The 16,096-nt window shown below is 58.4% G+C and carries 16 protein-coding genes; 10 read left to right on the top strand and 6 right to left on the bottom strand.

Features of this window, described 5'->3' with window-relative positions; all coding sequences use genetic code 11:
* Positions 1 to 12: 12 nt before the first annotated feature.
* From BLL42_RS06590 to arfB, 9 genes are all read left to right on the top strand, one after another.
* Entirely contained in the window at positions 13 to 876 is an 864-nt protein-coding gene (locus tag BLL42_RS06590; protein WP_071551330.1) for a PHP domain-containing protein, read from the top strand.
* A gap of 13 nt (positions 877 to 889) precedes the next feature.
* Positions 890 to 1,519, top strand: coding sequence for an L-threonylcarbamoyladenylate synthase (locus tag BLL42_RS06585; RefSeq protein WP_054598268.1), 630 nt, complete (start codon positions 890 to 892; stop codon positions 1,517 to 1,519).
* A complete protein-coding gene (locus BLL42_RS06580; RefSeq protein ID WP_071551329.1) occupies positions 1,520 to 2,338 on the top strand; it encodes a segregation and condensation protein A in 819 nt (272 codons plus the stop codon).
* Between the two features lie 12 nt (positions 2,339 to 2,350).
* Positions 2,351 to 3,340, top strand: a complete 990-nt coding sequence (gene scpB, locus BLL42_RS06575; protein ID WP_071551328.1) for an SMC-Scp complex subunit ScpB — start codon at positions 2,351 to 2,353, stop codon at positions 3,338 to 3,340.
* 290 nt (positions 3,341 to 3,630) lie between these two features.
* Complete coding sequence (rluB, locus tag BLL42_RS06570; protein WP_071551327.1) at positions 3,631 to 4,902, top strand: 23S rRNA pseudouridine(2605) synthase RluB; 1,272 nt, start codon at positions 3,631 to 3,633, stop codon at positions 4,900 to 4,902.
* A gap of 910 nt (positions 4,903 to 5,812) precedes the next feature.
* Complete coding sequence (locus BLL42_RS06565; RefSeq protein WP_071551326.1) at positions 5,813 to 7,231, top strand: amino acid permease; 1,419 nt, start codon at positions 5,813 to 5,815, stop codon at positions 7,229 to 7,231.
* 142 nt (positions 7,232 to 7,373) lie between these two features.
* On the top strand, positions 7,374 to 7,874 hold the full coding sequence (locus BLL42_RS06560) for an Hcp family type VI secretion system effector (protein ID WP_071551325.1): 501 nt from the start codon (positions 7,374 to 7,376) through the stop codon (positions 7,872 to 7,874).
* Positions 7,875 to 7,944: 70 nt separating this feature from the next.
* Positions 7,945 to 8,556 carry a DUF4225 domain-containing protein gene (locus BLL42_RS06555; RefSeq protein WP_236721973.1) on the top strand — a complete coding sequence of 204 codons (612 nt, stop codon included), beginning with the start codon at positions 7,945 to 7,947 and terminating at the stop codon, positions 8,554 to 8,556.
* Positions 8,557 to 9,264: 708 nt separating this feature from the next.
* Entirely contained in the window at positions 9,265 to 9,678 is a 414-nt protein-coding gene (arfB, locus tag BLL42_RS06550) for an alternative ribosome rescue aminoacyl-tRNA hydrolase ArfB (protein WP_071551323.1), read from the top strand.
* Here arfB and BLL42_RS06545 read toward each other — a convergent pair.
* The 6 genes from BLL42_RS06545 to phhA form a co-directional block, all read right to left on the bottom strand.
* Positions 9,675 to 10,889, bottom strand: a complete 1,215-nt coding sequence (locus BLL42_RS06545) for an MFS transporter (RefSeq protein WP_071551322.1) — start codon at positions 10,887 to 10,889, stop codon at positions 9,675 to 9,677. The genes arfB and BLL42_RS06545 overlap by 4 nt on opposite strands.
* A gap of 115 nt (positions 10,890 to 11,004) precedes the next feature.
* Complete coding sequence (locus BLL42_RS06540; RefSeq protein ID WP_071551321.1) at positions 11,005 to 11,187, bottom strand: hypothetical protein; 183 nt, start codon at positions 11,185 to 11,187, stop codon at positions 11,005 to 11,007.
* Between the two features lie 74 nt (positions 11,188 to 11,261).
* A complete protein-coding gene (locus BLL42_RS30765) occupies positions 11,262 to 11,393 on the bottom strand; it encodes a hypothetical protein (protein ID WP_256676601.1) in 132 nt (43 codons plus the stop codon).
* A 229-nt stretch (positions 11,394 to 11,622) separates the two neighbouring features.
* Positions 11,623 to 12,819: an amino acid aminotransferase gene (locus BLL42_RS06535; RefSeq protein WP_071551320.1), complete on the bottom strand. Its 1,197-nt coding sequence runs from the start codon at positions 12,817 to 12,819 to the stop codon at positions 11,623 to 11,625.
* The gene (locus tag BLL42_RS06530; RefSeq protein WP_071551319.1) at positions 12,819 to 13,175 is read right to left on the bottom strand and encodes a 4a-hydroxytetrahydrobiopterin dehydratase; all 357 of its coding nucleotides are present in this window, start codon (positions 13,173 to 13,175) and stop codon (positions 12,819 to 12,821) included. The genes BLL42_RS06535 and BLL42_RS06530 overlap by 1 nt, the downstream gene beginning before the upstream one ends.
* An 80-nt stretch (positions 13,176 to 13,255) precedes the next feature.
* Positions 13,256 to 14,047 carry a phenylalanine 4-monooxygenase gene (gene phhA, locus BLL42_RS06525; protein ID WP_071551318.1) on the bottom strand — a complete coding sequence of 264 codons (792 nt, stop codon included), beginning with the start codon at positions 14,045 to 14,047 and terminating at the stop codon, positions 13,256 to 13,258.
* A 278-nt stretch (positions 14,048 to 14,325) separates the two neighbouring features.
* Between phhA and BLL42_RS06520 the strand changes: the two genes are divergently transcribed.
* On the top strand, positions 14,326 to 15,885 hold the full coding sequence (locus tag BLL42_RS06520; protein WP_071551317.1) for a sigma-54-dependent transcriptional regulator: 1,560 nt from the start codon (positions 14,326 to 14,328) through the stop codon (positions 15,883 to 15,885).
* Positions 15,886 to 16,096 lie beyond the last annotated feature (211 nt).

Raw genomic sequence — 16,096 nt, 5'->3', positions numbered from 1 at the left:
TTACACAGTCCTGTGAATGTTGATTTGCACTGCCATAGCACGGCCTCCGATGGCGCCCTGGCGCCTGCGGTACTGGTTGCGCGTGCGTTCGAGAAAGGCGTGCGAGTCCTGGCCTTGACCGACCACGACACCCTCGAAGGCCTCGACGAGGCCCGCAGCGCAGCAGTCGCGCTGGGGATGCAACTGATCAACGGCGTCGAATTGTCCTGCACCTGGGGTGGCGCGACCATTCATGTGCTCGGTTACGGGTTCGACGTCAATGCCCCGGCGTTGGTCGAGGCGATTGCAAAATTGCGTGACGGGCGCTGGCTGAGGTCCGAAGAAATCAGCCGCAAGCTTGAACTCAAGGGTATGCCGGGCGCGCTGGACGGCGCGCGGGCTATCCAGCAGGAGCTCGGTGACAGCGGCAATGCGCCGGCCCGACCGCACTTTGCCGACTATTTAGTCCGTGCAGGCTTCGTCAAGGACCGCGCCGAAGCCTTCCGCAAGTGGCTGGGCGCCGGCAAGCTGGGGGACGTCAAGCAGCACTGGCCGACCCTGGAAGAAACCGTCGAAACCCTGCGCGCTGCCGGAGCCTGGGTCAGTTTGGCGCACCCTTGGCACTATGATTTCACCCGCAGCAAACGCCGTCGCCTGATTGCCGACTATATTCAAGCAGGTGGCCACGCTATTGAGGTGGTCAATGGTCATCAGCCGGCCGAGCAGGTCGGCAGCCTGGCTATTCTTGCACGTGAGTTTGGTCTGCTGGTCAGTGCCGGCAGTGATTTCCATGGACCCGGAGGCTGGTCCGAGATCGGCGAATACCGCCCGCTCCCGGAGGACCTGCCACCGCTTTGGTGTCGGTTCAAACATGACCCAGCCGTTATTGCCGTCTGAACAGGTAGACAATGTGAGTCAATTTTTCCAGATTCATCCGGAAAACCCGCAAGCGCGCCTGATCAAACAGGCTGTCGAGATTATTCGCAACGGCGGGGTGGTGATTTATCCAACTGACTCGTCCTACGCCATTGGCTGCCAGATCGGTGACAAGAACGCCGTCGAACGTGTGCGTCGGTTGCGGCAACTGGATGAAAAGCACAATTTCGCGCTGATTTGCAGCGACCTGTCGCAACTTGGGCTATTCGCCAAGATCGACACCGGCACCTTCCGCTTGCTCAAGGCCCATTTGCCGGGGCCGTACACTTTTATTCTCAACGCCACCCGCGAAGTGCCGCGCCTGTTACTGCACCCGAAGAAGCGCACCATCGGTCTGCGGGTGCCAAGCCATCCGATTGCCCTGGCGTTGCTCGAAGAACTGGGCGAGCCGCTGATGAGCGTGACCCTGATCATGCCCGGCGACACTGATCCACTGAGCGATCCGTATGAAATGCGTCAGTTGCTGGAGCATCAGGTCGATCTGATCATCGACGGCGGTTTTGGTGGTATCAAAGCCTCCACGGTGATCAACCTGGCCGACGGCGAGCCAGAAGTGATCCGCGTCGGTTGCGGTGATCCCGCGCCGTTTACGGTTGAGGCCTAGATGTCCGCAGTAGAGCCCGTCGATAGCCAGGCCGGCGCACAGCAAGAGCTGCCGTTCGCCATGGTGTATGGCCAGGCGGTCATGGAAATGCCGCTGGACCTGTACATTCCGCCGGATGCACTGGAAGTTTTCCTTGAGGCCTTCGAAGGCCCGCTCGACTTGCTGCTGTACCTGATCCGCAAGCAGAACATCAACATCCTCGACATTCCGGTGGCGGAAATTACCCGACAGTACATGGGTTATGTCGAACTGATGCAATCGGTGCGCCTGGAGCTGGCCGCCGAGTACCTGGTAATGGCGGCCATGCTCGCCGAGATCAAGTCGCGGATGCTGCTGCCGCGTTCGGCCGAGATCGAAGAGGAAGAAAATGATCCGCGCGCCGAGCTGATCCGGCGCTTGCAGGAGTACGAACGCTTCAAGGCGGCCGCTGAAGGCATTGACGGCCTGAGTCGGGTCGGCCGCGATGTAGTGGTGCCCAAGCTCGATGCCCCGGAGGCGCGGGCGCGCAAGTTGCTGCCGGACGTGAGTCTGGAAGAGTTGCTGATGTCCATGGCCGAGGTCCTGCGCCGTGGCGATATGTTCGAAAGCCATCAGGTCAGCCGCGAGGCGTTGTCGACGCGCGAGCGCATGAGCGATGTGCTGGAACGGCTCAAGGGCGGCGGTTTTGTGCCTTTTGTCGAGCTGTTCACCGCAGAAGAAGGACGCTTGGGTGTGGTCGTGACCTTTATGGCGATCCTCGAACTGGTCAAGGAATCCTTGGTCGAGCTGGTACAGAATGAGCCGTTTGCGGCTATCCATGTGCGGGCGCGAGCCGAATAACGAGCAAAATCAATGAATCTGAGTGAACCCCGCGAGCTGGCGCCACTGCTTGAGGCCTTTCTGTTGGCCTCGGGAAAACCGCAGTCGATGGAGCGTCTGTTCGAACTCTTCGAAGAGGGCGAGCGCCCGGAGCCGCCGGTCTTCAAGAAGGCCTTGGCGATTCTCGCGAAATCCTGCGACGGTCGGGCCTTTGAGCTGAAGGAGGTCGCCTCGGGCTACCGTCTGCAAATTCGCGAGAAATTCGCGCCATGGGTCGGACGTCTGTGGGAAGAACGCCCGCAACGCTATTCCCGAGCGATGCTGGAGACCATGGCGTTGATCGCCTATCGCCAGCCGATTACCCGTGGCGAGATCGAGGATGTGCGCGGTGTGGCGGTCAACAGCCACATCGTTAAAACCCTGCTGGAGCGTGAGTGGATCAGGATCGTCGGTTACCGTGACGTACCGGGCAAGCCCGCGATGTTTGCCACCACCAAGGCGTTTCTCGATCATTTCAACCTGAAGAACCTCGACGACCTGCCGCCGCTGGCCGAACTGCGCGAGCTTGCGCCCGAGCCGATGCTCGAGTTCGACGACGCACCAGTGCCGCAGAGCCTGCAAGAACTGGCCGATGCCAGCGCAGAGCCGGAAGAACCGAAAGACGAGACCAGTTTCCATACCTTGTTGCTCGAGCTGGACTCGATGGAGGAGGGAATCAAGACCGATTTCGACGACTTGTTGCGAGATGGCGGGGGCAGCGAGAGTGAGCCGCAGACACCTGGCGACGTGCCCGCCGATGTTGCGGTAGAGACCGAACTTCAGGTCGAAGCCGAAGCCGAGGCTGAAGTTGAGGAAGAGGCTGAAGATGACATCCTTGGCGTTGCCGAAGCTCGCGAGAAACTGCTCGCTGCCGTCGCCGCGCTGGAACAGCCCAAGCCAGAATCCGAGCTGAGCGACGAAGAAGCCGAAGCCCTGGCCCTCGCCGAAGCGATCGAGAACGAACGCCGCCAGTTCGAGGATTGAGGGGCGCCAAAAGATCGCAGCTTTCGGCAGCTCCAACACCGACCGTATTCACATTCCGATGATGGTGGTGTGCGCGATCCCGTAGGAGCTGCCGCAGGCTGCGATCTTTTGATCCTTGTGTGTCACCGGTCGGCGGAAAAACAACCAACCGACCGTTTATCCGCTAGTCTCTGATGCGCGAGCGGCGCCATGCGCGTATGATTCGCGACCCTTTGGCGATCCTTTGGCCCAAAGACCAGACTTCAAATCTTCAGGCCAGGCCTGAACAGACCACACCGGGAGGTGCCCAGATGAGTATCAACGACCAGAAAGACGACCAGGAAATTGGCCCAGCAGGCGAGAAACTGCAGAAAGTCCTCGCCCGTATCGGCGTCGGCTCGCGCCGCGACGTAGAAGCCTGGATCAGTCACGGCCGCATCAAGGTCAACGGCAAAGATGCCACCCTTGGCCTGCGTGTCGACCTGCACGACGCCATCACCATTGATGGCAAGGTGATCAAGCGTGAAGAAGCGGCCGAATCGGTCCGCCGCGTGATCATGTACAACAAACCCGACGGCGAAATCTGCACCCGTGACGACCCAGAGGGCCGTCCGACCGTGTTCGACAAGATGCCGCGTCCAAAAGAAGGCCGCTGGATCAACATCGGTCGTCTGGACATCAACACCACCGGTTTGCTGATGTTCACCACCGACGGTGAGCTGGCCAACCGCCTGATGCACCCTTCCTACGAAATGGACCGCGAGTACGCGGTACGTGTACGTGGCGAAGTCGACGACGAAATGATCGAACGCCTGAAGGCGGGCGTCGTTCTCGAAGACGGTCCGGCCAAGTTCACCGACATCAAGCAGGCTCCAGGCGGTGAAGGTTTCAACCACTGGTACCACTGCGTGGTGATGGAAGGTCGTAACCGTGAAGTCCGTCGCCTGTGGGAATCCCAGGGTCTGGTGGTCAGCCGTCTGAAGCGCGTGCGTTTCGGTCCGGTGTTCCTCAACTCTGACCTGCCGATGGGTCGCTGGCGCGAAATGAGCCAATACGAAGTCGACGTGCTGAGTGCTGAGGTCGGTTTGACTCCGGTGGCCATGCCGCAAATGAACGCCAAGAGCAAAGACAAGCTTGAGCGTATGCAGCGCAAGTCGTCCCGTCCGGTCGGCAAGAGCGAGCGTGTGCGGACCTTGCGTCCAGCCACCGCTGCTCCTGCTGCCGGCCCGCGTCCAGCGCGCGAGCCGCAGATCGAAGGCGAGCGTCCGGCACGCAAGCCAGCACCACGTCAGGACGGCGAGCGCGGTCCACGTACACCGCGTCCGGCCAACGGTCGCACTGAACGTGGCGAAGGCCGCGGTGCTCCAGCCGGTGGTCGCGGTGCTCCGGCAGGTCGTGGTGAATCGGGTCGCGGTACGCCAGTGGCAGACCGTCCGTCCGACACCAAGCGCCCGGCCAAGCCAGCGCCGAAGAAACGTCCAGGCATCGTCCTGGTCGACCGTGACGCGCCATCGGGCAAACGTCGCGGCGCACCGGCCGGTTCCGGTCAGCGTCCAGGCTTTGGTCGTCGCAAACCGGAATAATCGGTAAGCGCCCATAAAAAGCGCCAACCCACGGGTTGGCGTTTTTTTTTGCCCGCTGATCGTTCCCATGCGTAGCAAAGGAATGCCTCAATGGACGCTCCGCGTCCGCTCTTGATATGCGACGCGGAACGTCACGGGCTGCTGCTCAGCGGTGTTTCAAATCAAGAGCCATTCCGATCGCTGAAGCTCAGGGTGGTGGCCCGGGAAATACGCTGGATCAGATGGCTGCTGAGCCCGGCGATACAAAAAGATCTGTAGTGGAAAAAATACGTTACGCATCGTAAAGAAGGCTTTACGAAAAGCGGCGTTCTGCACCACGGATTCACGTTGTCACGCGGGCTGTAAGGAAAAGCTTCCGGCAGGCGCTCGGCCATACGGTTTGCAGGGCTCTGGTCCGCTTGTTTCAGGACGGTTTCAGCGGTGAGATGCGCCCATGCCTGTCGTGCAGGTGCATAACAAGAAGGAGGCGCAATGAACGCCGTGAGTCATCTCCATCTCTCTTTGTGGGGCGATTTTTCCGTCGCCCCCGTCAATGACCCGCAAAGGTCTGACCCATTTTTTGCAGCCGCCCGAGGCACTCGGGGTGGACACAGGCTATCCCGGCAAACGACGCGCTGAATCCAGCGGAGTCTGGCAGCAGGGGGTTACAGGTGTACAATGCGCCGCGTTTTAACTGTGACCTCCCTGCGTAACTGCGCAAAATCAAGGCTATCCGCTTTGTTAACTCCGCCGCGCCACAAGCGTGTCGGGTTCGATTTCGTCACAGATAAAAACAAACAGGTGACGCATGACTGGTAAAAAAACGCTGAACTCCTGGTGCCTGCGCTGGGGTTTGATCCGCGCTGCTTAATCCCGATTCGAGCGGCAACGTCTTAACGAATATCATCAAACCTTGCGTGAGACCCTTTTCATGAGTGGACAAAACTCGCATTCAGGCGAGCTTAAACGCGGCCTGAAAAATCGCCATATTCAACTGATCGCCCTCGGTGGCGCGATCGGTACCGGGTTGTTCCTGGGTTCTGCCGGTGTACTGAAATCGGCCGGCCCGTCGATGATCCTCGGCTACGCGATCTGTGGCTTCATCGCGTTCATGATCATGCGCCAACTGGGCGAAATGATCGTTGAAGAGCCGGTGGCCGGTTCGTTCAGCCACTTTGCGCACAAGTACTGGGGCGGTTTTGCCGGCTTTCTGGCGGGCTGGAACTGCTGGATTCTGTACATCCTGGTGGGCATGTCCGAGCTGACTGCGGTCGGTAAATACGTGCACTACTGGTGGCCGGACGTCCCGACCTGGGCCTCGGCCGCAGTGTTCTTCGTGATGATCAATGTGATCAACCTGGCTAACGTCAAAGTCTTTGGCGAAGCGGAGTTCTGGTTCGCGATCATCAAGGTGGTGGCGATTGTCGGCATGATTGCCCTGGGCAGCTACCTGCTGGTCAGCGGCAACGGCGGACCGCAAGCCTCGGTGAGCAACCTGTGGGAACACGGCGGATTCTTCCCGAATGGCGTCAGTGGTCTGGTGATGGCCATGGCGATCATCATGTTTTCCTTCGGTGGCCTGGAAATGCTCGGTTTCACCGCCGCAGAAGCTGATAAGCCGAAAACCGTGATCCCGAAAGCCATCAATCAGGTGATCTACCGGATCCTGATTTTCTACATCGGCGCACTGGTGGTTCTGCTCTCGCTGACGCCATGGGACAGCTTGCTGGTGAGCCTGAACGCGTCCGGCGATGCCTATAGCGGCAGCCCGTTCGTTCAGGTGTTCTCGATGCTGGGCAGCAACACTGCGGCGCACATCCTCAACTTCGTGGTCCTGACGGCAGCGCTGTCGGTGTACAACAGCGGCACTTACTGCAACAGCCGCATGTTGCTGGGCATGGCTGAACAGGGCGATGCCCCGAAAGGTCTGGCGAAGATCGACAAGCGCGGCGTGCCGGTGCGTTCGATCCTGGCCTCGGCAGCAGTGACGTTCGTGGCGGTAGTGATGAACTACCTGATCCCGCAGCACGCGCTGGAACTGCTGATGTCGCTGGTGGTTGCGACGCTGGTGATCAACTGGGCGATGATCAGCTTCTCGCACTTCAAGTTCCGTCAGCACATGAACCGCACCCAACAAACGCCGCTGTTCAAGGCGCTGTGGTACCCGTACGGCAACTACATCTGCCTGGCGTTCGTGGCCTTCATCCTGTGCATCATGCTGATGATCCCGGGCATCCAGATCTCGGTGTACGCGATTCCGGTGTGGGTCGTGTTCATGTGGGGCTGCTACAACGTCAAGAACAAGCGCAGCGCTCAACACGTGCTGAGTGTGGCGCCTGTTGTGAAGTAAGCGTATCTGGTTTCAACGACCAACCCGGCCATGCGCCGGGTTGATTGTTTTCGGGGTTCATACAGTAAATTCAGAAATGGACTACACCCGACATTTTTCTTTTTGTCTTAGTCTGCCTCTCCGAAACAAAGGAGTGGCACGTATGGCTAGTCACAGCTACATGAGTATTACCGGCAAGCGACAAGGTTTGATTTCCGCCGGTTGCTCCGGTCCTGATTCTATCGGCAACAAATGCCAGATCGGCCATCAAGATGAAATCATGGTGCTGGCTTATTCACACGATATGCTCACGGGCAATGACGGCAGCATGGCGGGTGGACGCGGCAAGCACATGCCGATCATGATTACCAAGGGCATCGATAAGTCATCACCGTTGTTGGCCAGTGCGCTGCATGAGGGTGAAGAAGTGGAGTGCAAGATCAATTTTTACCGAACCTCTTCGGCTGGCGGCCAGGAAAGATACTATTCAATCCACCTGACCGGTGCGCGTATCGCCCATATCAGCCTGCAAGTTCCTCACGCTGTTCGTATGAACGATGCAGAACCGCAAGAGTTGGTATCCATTCGTTATAGAGATATTGCTTGGGCGCACGTTCCAGGGGCCACAAGTGCTTATAGTTCCTGGGGAAATGAGGGTGAATGAGGCTTCGTGCGATATCCACGACGTAACCAAGTCGGCTTCTGATCTTGTTGCAGTTGGATGCAGCATAGGCATGGCGCATATTCCTGATGGTTTTGCGCGGCTTCGATTTGGTTCGATTGTCTCTTCCTATGCTAATGAAATTATTCAGGCGGTTGATGAGGGGGTGATTAGTGCGTGGCAAGCGGTGCAGGAAATAAGAGCCGAGTATGAAGATTTATCGTCAAAGGCACGATTCTATCTTCAAAATGGTATTGGGGTTGCGGCGGGGGTGATGCAGGTTAGGACAGGGGCCACGATTGTCGGAGGCTCGGCAGTGCTCGGTGCGGCGCCGGGCGCACTCATGATTGGGCATGGTGTTAATAATATTTATGAAGGTATGGCGAATATCTACCGTGGGCCGGATGCGCCAAGTGCGGTTGGGCCTGTTAGGTATGCCTATAGAGCTGCGTTCGGTGATGACAAGGAGGATGTGGTTTATTACTCTATTGATTTGCTTATTTCTGCATACGGGGTGCTAAGGCCAGTGTCAAAACCTGGTTCGGTTGAGCTGTTCAGGCGTGATCCGGTTAATTATGAAATGGCTTACCGTCAGATGGGAAAACTGGCCTTGTCTTTTGAAGCGTTAGTTGATTTTTTTACTATAAATACGATGCTTTCAGAAGGAGAGGAAAAAAGCAGGTGACTCTGTTTTATGGGGCTTGGGTTCTATTCATAGAACGCCGCGCATTCTTGGAGGGTAAAATCGCAATCCCCAAATTACCATGGCTGTGTATGTTGTAAAAAAGATAGGCCAGAATTTTTCTTCTATGTTGAAAGTCATAACGATTCCGCGTGCAATGAGGCCGGAAGGCAGTGCGGAGCAAGCAAAAACCAGTAGGATTACTGATGTGTAGTATCGTATGTTTTCAAGGTTCATTGGTTTTAAATTTTGGCTTGTGAGAGGGGGGCAAGGGTTAATTGATGATTTGCAATGTATTTACGTAAGGTCGCGTAGCCTTGGGATATAAAAATGTAAGCCAAATAATACGATAGGGGCATAGGTTGCTATGTAGGCGATTTTTAAAAAACGGCCTTCAAGTGGGATTATCTCGGTTATTGCCCAGACAACCATTCCCATGATCGGAATTGAACAGCCTAAAACCAAGAGGGTGACTGCGATATGGTATCGAATATTTTCAAGATTCATTATCAATCATGCTCCGTTGATGTGAGCCACGAGATTAGTACGGCCATTCAAAACAAATCAACTCTTCTTCAGTAGGTGCAGGAGCAGTGTTTGTAAGTTAATTTTACCGACGGCCATGCCCGGCTTCACCTGCTCGCCGTGATGATCCGCTATTACGAACGGCATTCGCGGTATCCTGAACGCCCTGACCCCGGACCGTTTTCCATGCTGGTGATTTCCAACAACGTGCATCTGCCGGATGCCGAGATCGAATTGACCGCCATTCGCGCGCAAGGTGCGGGAGGGCAGAACGTCAACAAGGTCTCGAGTGCGGTGCACCTGCGCTTTGATATTCCGGCGTCGTCCTTGCCAGAGTTCTACAAGGAACGGTTGCTGGCGCTGCGTGACAGCCGGATCACCAGCGAAGGCGTGATCATCATCAAGGCCCAGCAATACCGCACGCAGGAAGCCAACCGCGCCGATGCGTTGGCGCGCCTCACCGAGTTGATCCTCAGCGCCACCAAGGTTGAAAAGAAGCGTCGTCCGACCAAGCCGACCCTGGGTTCGAAAAAGCGTCGGCTGGAGTCAAAAACCAAGCGCGGCTCGATCAAGGCCGGGCGGGGTAAAGTCGACTTTTAGCGCGTTTCGCGTTCTTCGCGGTACTTTTCGTTCAGGTGCTGTGGCGCTTGGCGGTACAGGTAAACGCTGAGCATCAAACCGCTCAACGCGGCGAGGGCGGCGAACAGGAAGATCGAGGCAAAGCCGAATCCTGCCGCGATGGCACCCGCCAAAGGTCCGGTGATCCCCAGCGACAAGTCGATGAAGAGCGAGTAAGCCCCAACCGCTGCGCCACGGCTGGAGGCGGGCACCAGATTCACGGCCTCCACGCCCAGCGCCGGGAACACCAGCGAGAAGCCGAACCCGCTCAACGCCGCGCCCGCCAGTGCCCAGTGTGCGTCCGGGGCCAGCCACAACAGCAGCAAGCCGAGGGTTTCGACCGACAGGCAGGCAATCGCCACGCGAAAGCCACCGAGGCGATTGATCAGGTTGCCGAACAGCAGGCGCGCGCCAATGAAGCAGGCGCCGAACAAGCTCAGGCAGAGCACGGCGTTATCCCAGTGTCGGGTGGCGTAATACAGGGTGATGAAGGTGGCGATGGTGCCGAAACCGATCGAGCCCAGTGCCAGTCCGCAACCGTGGGGCAGCACCCGTCCCAGGACATGCATGAAGGGCAGGCGTTCACCAGCAACAATCGGTGCGGCGGTCTTCGGCCAGGCCAGCAACAGCCCCAGCGCTGCGAGCAAGAGAATGCTCACGCCCATGCTCCACAGTCCGAGGTGATGAGCCAGCAGTACGCCGAGCGGCGCGCCGACGGCCAGTGCGCCGTAACTGGCGATGCCGTTCCAGGAGATGACCTTGGCGGTATTCGCTGCACCGACCCGGCCGATGCCCCAGCCAATCGATCCCGAACCGACCAGGCTTTCAGCGCTGCCCAGCACCAGTCGACCGATCAGCAGGCTGATCAGGCTCAGGGTCGGCAGGCTTTGGGTCCACGCCGACAGCAACATGAACACACCGCTCAAGCCGCACCCGGCCAGGCCGTACAGTACCGCGTGTTTGCTGCCCTGGTTGTCAATGATCCGCCCCGCGTACGGGCGGCTGAGCAGGGTGGCGAGGTATTGCACACTGATCACCAAACCTGCGATCACCGCGCCAAAACCCAGGTCGCTGTGCACATAACCCGGCAAAACGGCCAAGGGGATGCCGATATTCAGATAGCCGATGAAGGTAAACAGGACGATGGAAACGACTTGCAGCGTGACCGCCATGGGGCGCTGAGGATCTGGCATGGGAATGGGTCCACGGGACAGCAGGATAGATAGGCTGCTTATGATACCGGTGGTTGGAGACGCAGAGGGGGAGAAATTGGCGCCAGGTGTCGGCCATTGTGTTGCCTGGCCGGAATCAGGATTTGGCGGGTGCGACCAGTTGCGTGGTCACCAGTGCGGCGAGGGCGTTTTCCTGGCTGCCGAAGCGGGCCAGTAGCAGGGCTTGTTTCTCGGGCGTCAGGCGGTTCCAGACATCGATCATCTTTTCAGCAGTGCCGATCAGTACGCTGGCCTGGCTTTCGGTGAAGGTGTCGGTCATGTGCGGGTCCTTGGTTCAGGCTGTGTGGAAAGCGCATGAGTTAGCGCTTTCCACACGGTCTGGGTAGTGCTTTTTCAGTCTTCGCTGTCGGCCTTGCGGCTGCCAGTGGCTTCTTTCGGCTCGGGCTGTTGGGCGCCGGCTTGTTGCGGGGTTGTCTGCGCAGTCTCGTGCAGGCTTGGGAAGGGGAGATTAGGAATCTCGTGCATGGTGGTTGCTCCTCGCAAGGTCTGTTTTTAAATCGCTGTGTAGATCCGCGCTTTTAAAAAGCCTTGGCAGGATACAGCAGGGGAGATGACAAAAAGACTTTTATCTCCCTTTGTTGCGACGGATGGCCGCAGGAGGAGGTGCAAATGAACGGCAAAAGATCGCAGCCTGCGGCAGCTCCTACAGGATGTACGTCGATCCAATGCAGGAGCTGCCACAGGCTGCGATCTTTTAAGGGCGGCAGACGTCGGCGATGGCTTGCGCCAGCACATCCAGACGTGTGGCATCAATCCCGGCGACGTTGGCGCGGCCGGAGTTGACCATGTACACGCTGTGGTTGTCCCGCAGGTTTTTCACCTGCGCCGGTGTCAATCCGGTGTAGGAAAACATCCCGCGTTGCACACCAATATGCGCGAAGCGTTCGCCCAGTCCGTGTGGCTCCAGCGCTTCCACCAGGCCCGAGCGCAGTTGCGCAATGCGCAAGCGCATGGCCTCCACTTCATCGGCCCACAGCTGTTTCAGCTCCGGGTCGCCGAGGATGGTCGCCACCACGGCAGCGCCGTGATCCGGTGGTGTCGACCACAGGTTGCGGGCGATGTTGGCCAATTGGCTGCGGATATCCACAAGCTTCTCGGCATCCTCCGTGCAGACGATCAACGCGCCGGTGCGGTCGCGGTACAGGCCAAAGTTTTTCGAGCAGGAACTGGTGATCAGCAGCTCTGGCAGTTCAGCAGCAAACAACCGCACTGCCCAGGCGTCCTGCTCCAGACCATCGCCAAAACCCTGATAAGCGAAGTCGATCAGCGGCAGCAGTTCTCGGTTGCGAACCACTTCCAGCACGCGGCGCCAGTCATCGTGCGACAGATCGAAACCGGTCGGGTTGTGGCAGCAGGCGTGCAGCAGCACCACGTCGCCCTTGGGGATCAGGTTCAGGGTCGCCAGCATCGCTTCGATGTCGAGGCGGTTGTCACTGCCCACGTACGGGTAGTGGCTAACCTTGAGGCCGGCGGTGGCGTAGATGGTTTCGTGAATCGGCCAGGTCGGGTTGCTCAGCCAGATGCCGCGCCCTGGCAGGCATTGCGCAATGAAGTCTGCGCTCAAGCGCAAGGCGCCCGTGCCACCCGGAGTCTGGGTGGCGCCGGCACGCTGCTCGGCGATCAGCGCGGAATCGGCGCCGAGCACCAGCTCATTGATCGCGTTACCAAACGCCGCGTCACCGTGACCACCGATGTAGGTCTTGGTGGTCTGGCGATCCACCAGCCGCAGTTCGGCGAGTTTCACCGACTGCGGAATCGGCGTCAGGCCCTGGGCATCCTTGTAGACGCCTACGCCAAGGTCGAACTTGCGCGGATTGCTGTCCTGCGCATAGGCCTCCATCAGGCCGAGAATCGGGTCGCCGGGTACTCGGCCGATGGCGTCGAAATGCATTATTTGCGGCCCTCGGCGTCTTTCGCCATTTCGTCAGTGCGCGCGGCCATGATGAAGTCGTTGCGGTGCAGGCCTTTGATCGAGTGGCTCCACCAGGTCACGGTGACTTTGCCCCACTCGGTGAGCAGGCCAGGGTGGTGACCTTCGGCCTCGGAGATTTCGCCCATGGCGTTGGTAAAGGCCAGGGCGAATTTGAAGTTCTTGAACAGGAAGACTTTTTCCAGCTGCATCACGCCGTCGCGAACTTCGATGTTCCAGTCAGGGATCTGCTTGATCAGTACCGGCAGTTCTTCGTCGCTGACGTGTGGGGCATCGGCACGGCAGGCTTCGCAATGGGCTTGGTTCAGAGCGTTCATGGTTTATTCCTGAATTCAGTTCTTGTTAGACGTTGTTACTTTTTACGGGCATTTGCAAGGTTGCCGCGACTGCGGCGCACTCAGGCTGCCTTGGGTTTAGGCGGAAACTTCGGTGCGTGCAATCCCAGCTGCATACCTTTGTGGGCCATGCCCATGATGTCCTCGTGGGCCAGATCGAACAGGCGCTTGAGGTTGGGCAGGACAAAGTACAGCGGTTGCAGGATGTCGATGCGATACGGCGTGCGCATCGCTTCCAGCGGATCAAAGGCTTGATGCTCTGGCTCGCCGGACAGGCTGTACACGGTTTCTTTCGGCGAGGAGAGGATGCCGCCGCCGTAGATGCGTTGACCTTCTGGGGTGTCGACCAGGCCAAACTCGATGGTCATCCAATACAGGCGCGCCAGATAGACACGTTCTTCCTTGGAGGCCTGGAGGCCGAGTTTGCCGTAAGTGTGGGTGAATTCGGCGAACCAAGGGTTGGTCAGCAGCGGGCAGTGCCCAAAGATTTCGTGGAAAATATCCGGCTCTTGCAGGTAATCCAGTTCTTCGCGAGTACGAATAAAGGTCGCGACCGGAAACTGCTTGTTGGCCAGCAATTCAAAGAAGGTCTGGAACGGAATCAGCGCCGGTACGCGGGCGACTTGCCAGCCGGTGGTCTCGCCGAGGACTTTGTTGATTTCGTCGAGTTGCGGAATGCGGTCATGGGGCAGGCCGAGTTTTTCGATGCCGTCCATGTATTCCTGGCACGCACGACCCTCGAGCACTTTCAGCTGGCGAGTGATCAGCGTGTTCCACACTGCGTGTTCTTCAGCGGTGTAGTGAATAAAACCTTGCGCATCGGGCTCGCGGGCCACGTATTGCGTCTGCTTCATGCTGCTCTCCTGCAAAGGGATACGTTCTTGTTATGTCTTGCGTATAGACCTAGAAATACGCCGAAGTGTGCGACCTTGCAGCAGGGTTTGAGCGTTGCGCGTAGGGAAAGTCGCGGTTTTTCGTAAAGTATTCGTTACGAATTGGCGGCTGTGGCGCAGGTATTGAGATTTTCGGGTTTGAAAAGGCCTTGAGCTGTCACATAATCTTGACGATAAACTTCGCGTCTCGGCAGAAAAATCCTCGCCATGCGCCCCATTCACCACCGTTGGGCCTTTATATGCGTATCAAAGTCCATTGCCAGAACCGCATCGGCATCCTGCGCGACATCCTCAACCTGCTGGTGGAGTACGGGATCAACGTTGCTCGAGGTGAGGTCGGCGGCGAACATGGCAACGCGATCTATCTGCATTGCCCGAACCTGATCAACATTCAGTTCCAGGCGTTGCGTCCAAAGTTCGAGGCAATAGCTGGTGTATTCGGCGTCAAGCGCGTAGGGCTGATGCCCAGCGAGCGTCGGCACATGGAGTTGAATGCCTTGCTCGGCGCGCTGGAGTTTCCGGTGCTGTCGATCGACATGGGCGGCTCAATCGTTGCGGCCAACCGCGCCGCCGCGCAATTGCTCGGTGTGCGGGTGGACGAGGTGCCGGGCATTCCCTTGTCGCGTTATGCCGAGGACTTCGATCTCCCGGAACTGGTTCGAGCCAACAAATCGCGGATCAATGGCTTGCGGGTCAAGGTCAAGGGCGATGTGTTCCTGGCCGATATCGCGCCGTTGCAATCGGAGCATGACGACAGCGAGGCCATGGCCGGCGCTGTGCTGACGCTGCACCGGGCGGACCGGGTCGGCGAACGCATCTATAACGTGCGCAAGCAGGAGTTGCGCGGGTTCGACAGCATTTTCCAGAGTTCCAAGGTCATGGCCGCGGTGGTTCGCGAGGCGCGGCGCATGGCGCCACTGGATGCGCCGCTGCTGATTGAAGGCGAGACCGGCACCGGTAAAGAACTGTTGGCGCGCGCCTGCCATCTGGCCAGCCCGCGTGGGCAGTCGCCGTTGATGGCGCTCAATTGCGCCGGGCTGCCAGAGTCGATGGCCGAGACCGAGCTGTTCGGTTATGGCCCGGGTGCGTTCGAAGGGGCGCGGGCCGAAGGTAAGCTCGGGCTGTTGGAGCTGACGGCGGGCGGTACATTGTTTCTCGACGGTGTCGGGGAAATGAGCCCGCGCTTGCAGGTGAAACTGCTGCGGTTTTTGCAGGACGGTTGCTTCCGCCGGGTCGGCAGCGATGAAGAGGTTTACCTGGATGTGCGGGTGATCTGCGCCACTCAGGTCGATTTGTCTGAACTGTGTGCCAGCGGTGAATTCCGTCAGGATCTTTACCATCGTTTGAATGTGCTTTCACTGCACATCCCGCCGCTGCGTGAATGCCTCGACGGTCTGACACCGCTGGTAGAGCACTTCCTCGATCAGGCCAGTCGGCAGATTGGTTGTCCATTGCCGAAGCTGGCACCGGCGGCGATGGATCGGCTCAGCCATTATCACTGGCCGGGCAATGTCCGGCAGTTGGAGAACGTGCTGTTTCAGGCGGTTTCGTTGTGTGACGGCGGCACGGTCAAGGCTGAACATATTCGCCTGCCTGATTACGGTGTGCGCCAGCCTCTGGGGGATTTCTCGTTGGAAGGTGGGCTGGATAAAATTGTCGGGCGTTTCGAAAAGGCTGTGCTGGAGCGGCTGTATTCCGAGTACCCCAGCAGTCGCCTGCTGGGCAAGCGCCTTGGCGTTTCCCACACCACCATTGCCAACAAGTTGCGTGAGTACGAAGTGGGTAAGGACAATACCTGAAGATCAAAAGATCGCAGCCTGCGGCAGCTCCAGAATGAACCCCTATTCAGCGTAGGAGCTGCCGCAGGCTGCGATCTTTGCCGCCAAGCGGCATAACCGCGCCGGTTTTTCGTCTTTGACACCATTGCCCATTCCCCTCCAGTTCCTCCCAAGTCCTTTGTTTAGAGGGCTTCGAACCCCTGCGTGAAAGTTGGTCTGCAAATTGCTTGAG

The sequence above is a fragment of the Pseudomonas frederiksbergensis genome, assembly GCF_001874645.1.
Lineage (GTDB): Bacteria > Pseudomonadota > Gammaproteobacteria > Pseudomonadales > Pseudomonadaceae > Aquipseudomonas > Aquipseudomonas frederiksbergensis_B.
Note: the sequence above shows the minus strand (reverse complement) of the source record. Positions and strands in the feature narration are given on the sequence as shown.

Coding starts and splice junctions, on each gene's coding strand:
- BLL42_RS06580 (WP_071551329.1), top strand. CDS start 1,520: ATGTCCGCAGTAGAGCCCGTCGATAGCCAGGCCGGCGCACAGCAAGAG.
- scpB (WP_071551328.1), top strand. CDS start 2,351: ATGAATCTGAGTGAACCCCGCGAGCTGGCGCCACTGCTTGAGGCCTTT.
- rluB (WP_071551327.1), top strand. CDS start 3,631: ATGAGTATCAACGACCAGAAAGACGACCAGGAAATTGGCCCAGCAGGC.
- BLL42_RS06565 (WP_071551326.1), top strand. CDS start 5,813: ATGAGTGGACAAAACTCGCATTCAGGCGAGCTTAAACGCGGCCTGAAA.
- BLL42_RS06560 (WP_071551325.1), top strand. CDS start 7,374: ATGGCTAGTCACAGCTACATGAGTATTACCGGCAAGCGACAAGGTTTG.
- BLL42_RS06555 (WP_236721973.1), top strand. CDS start 7,945: ATGGCGCATATTCCTGATGGTTTTGCGCGGCTTCGATTTGGTTCGATT.
- arfB (WP_071551323.1), top strand. CDS start 9,265: ATGCTGGTGATTTCCAACAACGTGCATCTGCCGGATGCCGAGATCGAA.
- BLL42_RS06545 (WP_071551322.1), bottom strand. CDS start 10,889: ATGCCAGATCCTCAGCGCCCCATGGCGGTCACGCTGCAAGTCGTTTCC.
- BLL42_RS06540 (WP_071551321.1), bottom strand. CDS start 11,187: ATGACCGACACCTTCACCGAAAGCCAGGCCAGCGTACTGATCGGCACT.
- BLL42_RS30765 (WP_256676601.1), bottom strand. CDS start 11,393: ATGCACGAGATTCCTAATCTCCCCTTCCCAAGCCTGCACGAGACTGCG.
- BLL42_RS06535 (WP_071551320.1), bottom strand. CDS start 12,819: ATGCATTTCGACGCCATCGGCCGAGTACCCGGCGACCCGATTCTCGGC.
- BLL42_RS06530 (WP_071551319.1), bottom strand. CDS start 13,175: ATGAACGCTCTGAACCAAGCCCATTGCGAAGCCTGCCGTGCCGATGCC.
- phhA (WP_071551318.1), bottom strand. CDS start 14,047: ATGAAGCAGACGCAATACGTGGCCCGCGAGCCCGATGCGCAAGGTTTT.
- BLL42_RS06520 (WP_071551317.1), top strand. CDS start 14,326: ATGCGTATCAAAGTCCATTGCCAGAACCGCATCGGCATCCTGCGCGAC.